This window comes from Serratia sp. T13T92 (assembly GCF_047530105.1).
GTDB classification, from domain to species: Bacteria; Pseudomonadota; Gammaproteobacteria; order Enterobacterales; family Enterobacteriaceae; genus Chania; species Chania fonticola.
Genome location: NZ_JBLJAK010000002.1, coordinates 274,757 through 281,194 on the forward strand (window position 1 = coordinate 274,757; position 6,438 = coordinate 281,194).

Sequence of the window (6,438 nt, forward strand, 5' to 3'; positions counted from 1 at the left end):
GCCCCAACGCAACAAGACGTGAGAGAAAATCAGTAACCGTTACCAGCGGCTTGGGTGCTATGCCCCAGCGTGGTCAGCAGGCTGGCTAACAGGCTCGACGCGCCAAAGCGGAAGTGGCGCGCATCGGCCCAGTCTTCGCCCAGCAGACGCCCGGCAAGTTGCAGATACTGTTGAGCATCTTCTGCGGTACGCACGCCACCGGCTGGCTTGAAGCCAACGGTTTTGCCTACGCCCATATCACGGATCACGGTCATCATCAGCTCAGCGCTTTCCAGCGTGGCGTTGACCGGCACTTTACCGGTAGAGGTCTTGATAAAATCAGCCCCGGCCTTGATGGAGATCTCGGAGGCTTTACGGATCAGTTCCGCCTGCTTCAGCTCACCGGTTTCGATGATCACTTTCAGCAGCACGTTGGCAGCGGCGCAGGCCTGCTTGCACTGTTTGACCAGCTCAAACCCGACTTCCTCGTTACCGGCCATCAGGGCACGGTAAGGGAATACCACGTCAACTTCATCGGCACCGTAGGCGATGGCCGCACGGGTTTCTGCCACGGCGATGTCGATATCATCATTGCCATGCGGGAAGTTGGTGACGGTGGCGATACGGATATCTGGCGTCCCCTGCTCACGCAGCGTTTTGCGGGCAATCGGGATAAAACGCGGATAGATACAGATGGCGGCAGTATGGCCTGCCGGGCTGTTCGCCTGACGACACAACGCGATCACTTTCTCGTCGGTGTCATCTTCGTTCAGCGTAGTTAAATCCATCAGGTTCAGCGCACGTTGCGCTGCTGCGGTTAATTCGGTCATAAAACTCTCCAACTGAGCATTCTGATGTTGGCGAGCGGACTTGGTTCCTTGAAGATAGCGCGCGGGATAGTCTTCCCACGCCAGCAACTGAGATCCTTCTCACCGCACATAGCCCTTCGATTTTCGAATAGCCAGCCATCGCTATTTCAACACGATCACTCTGGCATATTTGTGTTCTGATTCACACTACACAGGATAGCACTGTAACAGGACTGAATTATATGTGAAGATCATCACAAAATAACGCGATATTGTTCACAAATTCACTAAAGAGACGGCGGTCATCAGGCGAATGCCCTTTTTGCAGGCAACCAGGCCCCCTTCAGGAGCCTGGTTGTTGATACCAAGTATAGCTTACAACGCCAGGAAGAATCCGGCGATGGTGGCGCTCATCAGGTTAGATAAGGTACCGGCTGCCACCGCTTTCAACCCGAAGCGGGCAATATCGTGACGACGGCCTGGTGCCATGCTGCCTAGACCACCCAGCAGGATAGCTACGGAAGAGAGGTTGGCAAACCCGCACAGCGCAAAGGAGATAATCGCCTTGGTGTGCTGTGACAGCACCTGTAGCCCCTCAGCGGCCACCACGTCATCCGGACGCAGGTAAGCCCCAAAGTTCATGTAGGCCACGAATTCGTTAACGATCACCTTCTGGCCGATAAACGAACCCGCCACCATCGCCTCACTCCAAGGTACACCAATCAGGAAGGCGATTGGTGAGAACACCCAGCCCAGGATCAGCTCCAGTGACAGTTGCGGGAAATCGAACCAGCCACCAATACCGCCAAGAATACCGTTTAGCAGCGCGATCAGAGCGATAAATGCCAACAGCATCGCCCCCACGTTCAGCGCCAACTGCATACCGGATGCCGCACCAGAGGCAGCAGCGTCGATGACGTTGGCCGGGCGCTCGTCTTCGGCGATCAGCTTCATCGCATCGGCTCGGTCTTGGGTATTTTCAGTTTCCGGCACCATCAGTTTGGCAAATAACAACCCACCCGGTGCAGCCATAAAGGAAGCGGCGATCAGGTATTCCAACGGTACGCCCATCTGGGCATAGCCCGCCAACACGGAACCGGCTACCGAAGCCAGGCCGCCGCACATCACGGCAAACAGCTCCGACTGGGTCATGGTGGCGATATAAGGGCGCACCACCAGCGGCGCTTCGGTCTGCCCCACAAAAATATTGGCCGTGGCTGACAGCGATTCGGTCCGCGAAGTACCCAACAGCTTATGCAAACCACCGCCTAGGAGCTTAATCACCACCTGCATGATGCCCAGGTAATAGAGCACCGCAATCAGCGAGGAGAAGAACACAATCACCGGTAACACACGCAGGGCGAACACGAAGCCGCCACCGCCGAACACTTCAAACATTTTGTCGGAAACCAGACCACCAAAGATGAAAGAGATGCCCTCGTTACCGTAAGCGATGACGTTTGCCACCCCTTCCGACATGCCACCAAGAATACGTCGCCCGATCGGGACATAGAGCACCAGCGCGCCAATGCCAATCTGGATGATAAACGCGCCGAGTACGGTACGCAGTTTAATAGCGCGCCGGTTGCTGGAAAGCAGCACCGCAATGGCGATCAAGACCACCATACCGACCAGGCTCATGAAGAGTTGCATACGAGTATGTCCCTGTTGCGAAGAAGAAATGCCCCCGGCCCGCTGGAAGAAGCGGGTTGCCCAAGGGCGATAATGGGACGCAATTATACTGAGCGAGGCGGGATGAGACTCGTTTTATGTCACAAATATATACAAGTGGAAGTAACTGAAAATCACACAATGTGATTCAAGTCACATTTAAAGTGAGAGGTACGGATCCAACGCAAACAGGGATTGGCTATTTTGTTGTAGCTGTTCGGCAATGTCGTCGGTAGATTCAGGCCGCAGTTGGCAAAGTACCTGAAACACCTCCGCAGCCCGTTCTGGCCGGTTCGGCTGCCCTTGATAGCCCGCCAACGGCATGTCCGGCGCATCGGTTTCCAGCAGCAGCGAGGTCAACGGCAACTGCGCCATCACCTGGCGGGTCTTCTGCGCCCGTTCGTAGCTGATCGTGCCGCCAACGCCAATGTAATAACCCAGGCGAATAAAGGCCTGCGCCTGAGCCAGACTGCCAGCAAAGCCATGCACCACACCACGGCGCGGTACCTCGGTACGACGCAATGCGGCAGCTAACTGATCATGGCTACGGCGGGAGTGCAGGATCACCGGCAGATCATACTGCTTTGCCAGCTTCAGCTGTGCCTTGAGCAACGCCTGTTGGCGTTCAAACTGCGGCTCGGCCATATACAGATCCAACCCAATCTCCCCCACCGCCACCAGCTTATGCGGCTTGCTTGCCAGACAACCTGCCAGTTGTTCAAGCTGCTCATCATGGTGCTGGGCGATATATAGCGGGTGTAACCCCAGCGCGGCAAACAACGGAGTATGTTCGCGCGCCAGCTTGAGAATACGCACAAAGCGATCGGCCGTTACCGCTGGCACAATAATTTGCTGCACCCCGGCTTGCGCGGCCAATGCCAGGCTCGCCTGCTCATCCCCGCTGAAAGGCGGGAAATCAAAGTGGCAATGGGTATCCGTAAAGGCGTAACTCACAGCACATCTCCGTCACCTGGCAGGATGATTTTTGGTGGCGCTTCAGGCTGCACGGCATGGCCCTGCGGGTTAAGCACATCGGTAATAATCGGCGAAGGCATCCGCACGGTTTCCGGCTGGATCAGACGACGGGAAAGTGATGTTGTTACCGTCATGCCATCGTTCTTTTCCTGCTCCAGCAGCCAGTGGCCAACCGTCGCCAGGAAATAGCGTCCACAACGGCGGCCCAGATGATAATCGCGATTCAGCGCGGGCAAACGGCTGCCGAGCGCATTGCTCGCCAGCGGCTTAGGCGGGAATATTTCGAAGATGCGCAGTTTACCGGGGGGTTTTTCAATAAATTGCTGGATGCGCAAATAGCTCTGCTCATGATGCTGCAACACCCGCACCATTTGCTGCAGGCTGCTTTCACCCAGCCATTGCTCCATGCGTTTCATCCACTTCGGCGTATACACCATCTGTGAAGGCACGGTGCGGATCACCACAATGGTATCCGCCCCACGGCGATAGGCCTCTTCCACCGGGATGGCATCGCTGATGCCACCATCCTGATAGCTGATGCCATCCAGCTCTACGCCCATACGGTAAAAACCGGGGATGGCGCTGGAGGCCTTGATGGCCGGTAACCAGCTATCCCGTGCAGCAGGCAGATAAACCGGCGTAAAGTCATCGCTGCGACAGGCACACATCAGAAATTCACGGCCATCAATCAGCTGCTTTTCCGCCACGTCAAAAGCCAGCGGCAGCTGTTGTGAGGTAATATCCAATAACCAGTCGAGATCGATAAGGTGACCACCACGTACAAAGCGCAGCGGGTTAAAGAAATTGGCAGAGGTGGTGTAGCGGGTGATCACCCGCCGTGCGTATCCCATCTGGCCACAAACAAATGCCGAGAGGTTCTGCGCACCGGCAGAGGTGCCAATCATCAGATCAAAAGGGTTAAAGCGGGCGCGCTGGAATTCATCCAGTACGCCGGCGGTAAAGATACCGCGCTGTCCGCCGCCCTCACACACCAGCGCCATTTTACCGGGCCGGAATGGTTTATACGCCAGGGGTTCTATATTACCGAGCGTGATGGGTATTCTGTATCCCAACCCCGTATCCTCAATGTGGCTGTTTTCCCGAGGATACCTCTTCTTGCTCTCTTCCGTAATCTTCTTGTAATACGCCAGAGAGGCAGTCATTGCTCCCTGCCAGCCACAGGCCGTCATTGCCGGAAAACTCCGCCCATGCCTGCCAAACCTGGCCTTTCAGCTGTTTCCAACGGCCAACAATGATGTCGCTGTTCATGAACTGCCTCCTGGCGTTAAGGAAAGGAATCAAGCTTTGTTACAGTTTAGAGAGACGCTAAGGGCGCCGACGGCCGGTAAACAGGCTGACCAGGAACAGAATGATCCCTACCACGAACACTACTTTGGCGGCCCAGGCAGCAGTACCTGCCAATGAACCAAAACCCAGTGCTGCGGCGATCAATGCAATAACTAAAAATATAATGCCCCATCGAAACATAAGCCTCTCCTTACCATGGTGATAAAAATTTCGCGTTTGGCTCGCCCCTGCTGGGTGCGGCTTAAAACTGCGGATTATTCTATTTCTGGTAGTACATCCCAGGCGTTAGCCTGGGAGTTAACGCTTACTATTACTGACGATTAAGGTTTTACCGCCAGATCGTTCTTGACGCTTTTCACGCCATCAATGGCTTTGGCAATACTTTCTGCACGGTCAGACTGCGCCTGGGTTTTCACCTCACCGGAAAGCTGTACCACACCATCGGTGGTTTCTACTTTCACGTTGCGTGAAGGCACGATGTCATCGGCCAGCAGTTTAGCTTTCAGTTCGCTGGTAGTCGCGGTGTCACCGGCATAGGATTTCACCGACTGGGTCGCTTGATCTTTCACGTGCAGCTTATCGCTGACGGATTTAACCCCTTCCACCCGGCCTGCAACGCTAACCGCTTGCTCAGCCTGAGCCTGAGTGGCGACAAAACCGCTCAACGTCACCACACCTTTTTCGGTTTCCACCGAGATGTCGGTACTTTTGATGGCTTTCTCGTCAACCAGCGCACTTTTAACTTTAGCCGTTATGCCGCTGTCATCCATATAGTTGTCGACTTTTTTCATGGAGCTATCGATTTTGGCACCAGTACTATCAACGACGCCTGATGCTTTGTTCATCATGGTCTCTTCAGCCAGGGCCGAACCACTAACCAGTACTGAACCCAAAACGACTGCCATCAGCGAATGTGCAAACTTGGTATTTTTCATCGATCTCTTCCTTCTTGTTGTAGAACCCCAAAATGCTGTGGGCTCTGGTGCCGCCAGAGTGCGGCTAACTCAAATGAATACTTCACGATCTCTATACAATCAAACGTTCACGACCGGACTATTGCTCTACGGTAAGTACACCTGCAATGCCCGTGCCAAGTTAAAAACGCCGTTAAAAATCAACAACAACAAAACAAATGAGAAACAATTAAGCGCAAAACCGTCGTCTATTGGAGACATATAGCCGTTGATTTGGGATCCACATCACTATCTTGTTGATATTACTAAGATAGGACTGTCTCCGATCGGCAACACTACCGAATAACTCTCTAAAATATGTGTATACAATAGTGTTTTACGCTCAGATGCCGCTATGCACCCTGATAAATATAGACCATAGGCGAAAATTTGCCGCCAGATCGTGGAATAATCTTGTTCGGTTTAGACGAAAGAATTAGTGAGAAGGGTTTAATAATTAGCAGGATGGGGGCTGAAGAAGGAAAACACAGGGCGCTTAGAAGCGCCCTCAGACTGATGACGAACCCCATTATTTTGATGGGGTTCGTTGTTTTTAGCGACCGTAGGTCGCGATCGCGATATTTTCCCACCACACTGCTTTTTGCTTTTTCTGAGGGCCTCTATGGGGCTCCTGTCCTTCCATAAGCCCTTTCAGCCACTTATAAACAGCATAAAGAAGCGCCAGCAGCGCCATCTTCTTCATATTTTGCGCTGTCGCCGCAAGCAGACACTGCATCTGCACT

The 6,438-nt window shown here is 53.7% G+C and carries 8 protein-coding genes; all 8 read right to left on the minus strand.

Translation table 11 applies throughout. The features are described 5' to 3' along the window. Window positions 1–29: 29 nt before the first annotated feature. Window positions 30–809 carry a deoxyribose-phosphate aldolase gene (gene deoC, locus ACMV5I_RS04890; RefSeq protein ID WP_037376682.1) on the minus strand — a complete coding sequence of 260 codons (780 nt, stop codon included), beginning with the start codon at window positions 807–809 and terminating at the stop codon, window positions 30–32. Between the two features lie 354 nt (window positions 810–1,163). After that, entirely contained in the window at window positions 1,164–2,429 is a 1,266-nt protein-coding gene (locus ACMV5I_RS04895; RefSeq protein ID WP_024485506.1) for a NupC/NupG family nucleoside CNT transporter, read from the minus strand. Window positions 2,430–2,618: 189 nt separating this feature from the next. Continuing rightward, window positions 2,619–3,413, minus strand: a complete 795-nt coding sequence (locus ACMV5I_RS04900) for a TatD family hydrolase (protein ID WP_414823779.1) — start codon at window positions 3,411–3,413, stop codon at window positions 2,619–2,621. Next, window positions 3,410–4,507: a patatin family protein gene (locus ACMV5I_RS04905; RefSeq protein ID WP_024485504.1), complete on the minus strand. Its 1,098-nt coding sequence runs from the start codon at window positions 4,505–4,507 to the stop codon at window positions 3,410–3,412. The genes ACMV5I_RS04900 and ACMV5I_RS04905 overlap by 4 nt, the downstream gene beginning before the upstream one ends. Window positions 4,508–4,517: 10 nt before the next feature. Continuing rightward, a complete protein-coding gene (locus ACMV5I_RS04910) occupies window positions 4,518–4,703 on the minus strand; it encodes a CsbD family protein (RefSeq protein WP_202672750.1) in 186 nt (61 codons plus the stop codon). A 57-nt stretch (window positions 4,704–4,760) separates the two neighbouring features. Then, window positions 4,761–4,922: a DUF1328 domain-containing protein gene (locus tag ACMV5I_RS04915; RefSeq protein ID WP_004933089.1), complete on the minus strand. Its 162-nt coding sequence runs from the start codon at window positions 4,920–4,922 to the stop codon at window positions 4,761–4,763. Between the two features lie 140 nt (window positions 4,923–5,062). Beyond that, on the minus strand, window positions 5,063–5,677 hold the full coding sequence (gene osmY, locus ACMV5I_RS04920; RefSeq protein ID WP_024485502.1) for a molecular chaperone OsmY: 615 nt from the start codon (window positions 5,675–5,677) through the stop codon (window positions 5,063–5,065). A 571-nt stretch (window positions 5,678–6,248) separates the two neighbouring features. Beyond that, window positions 6,249–6,438: hypothetical protein (locus tag ACMV5I_RS04925; protein ID WP_414823780.1), on the minus strand; the 190-nt coding region annotated here is incomplete at its 5' end.